At 63.7% G+C, this 622-nt stretch carries 1 protein-coding gene; it reads left to right on the top strand.

What is annotated here, in order from left to right:
- Positions 1-196: 196 nt before the first annotated feature.
- Positions 197-622: hypothetical protein (locus tag ACSIH6_RS39400; RefSeq protein ID WP_435113998.1), on the top strand; the 426-nt coding region annotated here is incomplete at its 3' end.

Raw genomic sequence — 622 nt, 5'->3', positions numbered from 1 at the left:
CGACGAAGCAAACGGATCCGATAAAGGACTTTGGCCGACGGATCTCTCGATCCTTCACGGTCCGAGTAAGGCATTTTCGGAACTTTCGAGTCCGTATTGATCGAAGCTGCGCAGGTTCCTTCAAACCACCACCGCTTCGCGCCGACACCTGCTGGACTGGCCACGTCACCCCTGAGACGCAACCAGAAAGACCCTGATGGCCACCGAGTACACCGACCTGAGCTGGATCTTCGACGTCCGAACCAAGGGCGATGCCACCTGGACCCCCTACACCCGAGAGAACTTCCCCCTTCCCAACCCCTTGGAGTGGTGGGACGGCGAACATCTCGGCACCAGCACGTGCAGCCCCACGGACACCCCCGCCGAACGGCTGACCGAAGAACTCGACAGCGCCCTCACCCCCATCCGTATCCGTGTCGGGCCCGACATGAGCGGCCTGCGCATCCGCATGTGGAAGGACACAGAGCCCGACGGCGACCCCGACCTGATCATGGAAGCCACCAAGCCGCAGCTCGCCCTCGCCCACCTGCGGGCCGCCGCCGACCCTGTGCACCGTGCCCGACACGAGCTCGACAACGCCAAGTACCGTCTGCGCTTCACGATGACCACCCTCCTGCGCGAT

Origin of the sequence: Nocardiopsis synnemataformans, assembly GCF_965343085.1 — a bacterium.
Lineage (GTDB): Bacteria > Actinomycetota > Actinomycetes > Streptosporangiales > Streptosporangiaceae > Nocardiopsis > Nocardiopsis alborubida.
This window is presented reverse-complemented; position numbering and strand designations above follow the sequence as displayed.